The organism is Oleiphilus sp. HI0123 (assembly GCF_001635315.1).
On the sequence record NZ_LWGE01001712.1, the window covers coordinates 1 to 837 of the forward strand.

General features: G+C 45.5%; 1 protein-coding gene and 1 pseudogene. One reads left to right on the forward strand and one right to left on the reverse strand.

Annotated features, from left to right (window positions below; all coding sequences use genetic code 11):
- Positions 1-336 (forward strand): annotated as a pseudogene (locus A3761_RS28115) (hypothetical protein); the annotation flags it as partial.
- Between the two features lies 1 nt (position 337).
- On the opposite strand, the gene A3761_RS23185 reads toward A3761_RS28115, so the two are convergent.
- Positions 338-751, reverse strand: coding sequence for a CBS domain-containing protein (locus A3761_RS23185; protein ID WP_082870359.1), 414 nt, complete (start codon positions 749-751; stop codon positions 338-340).
- Positions 752-837: the final 86 nt, after the last annotated feature.

Genomic DNA, 837 nt, shown 5'->3' on the forward strand with positions numbered 1-837 from the left:
GAAGGTGATCAGGATGTGCGCGCTAGTCATCAATCGTCTGAAAAATATGTGCGAACACGAAATCAGTTTGACGAGGGAGCGACCTTTGCAAAGTTAGCGAGCTTGGTAAGTAAAGGCGCGACAATTAGAACGACGCAGCTCTCTGAAGAGTTTACCTATGAGGACTATTTACAGCTCCATGGTAATCGGCTGACGCTATTGTTTGCGATTCGTCCAGATAAGCAGGTTGTGCCTTTAGGCAGAACAGATGCAAAGCCTTCAGTTGGATGGGAAATGATTAGTTTAATACAGCCTGAGCCAAACCCTGAAGGGCTGGCTCAGTCTAGTAGTTCATGATCTAGTTGTCACCGTGGTGAGGATGGTCAATACGGTTGATCAGTGCGCGAGCAAAGTCTTGACGAGTAATAATGCCAACAAGCTTGCCGCCGTCCATAACCGGTAGTCGTCGTCGGCCAGAAGTGAAGAACTCTGCGCAGACAATGATATCATCTTCTTGTTCAACCATGTCTAGCTCGGTCGTCATGTGATCGGCGACTCGATCACCTACTGATTGGTAGTAGCCGTCATTTAGAGCTTCTTTCAAACAATCCAATTCTGAAAGAATACCAACCAGCTTCCCTTCATTATCTATTACCGGTGCGCCCGAACGGCCTTTTTTTACCAGAGTTCTTAAAGCCGTAATAACGCTGTCTTCAGGTTTGAAGGATAAAACATTTGGGCTCATATAATCTTTTATTTTTACGGAATGCACGTCACTTGCTCCTTATTCTGTACAGACTGGGTCATGGCATGAAGCCGATTTAGACACCGTTGTAAGATACACTATGGAGGATATCT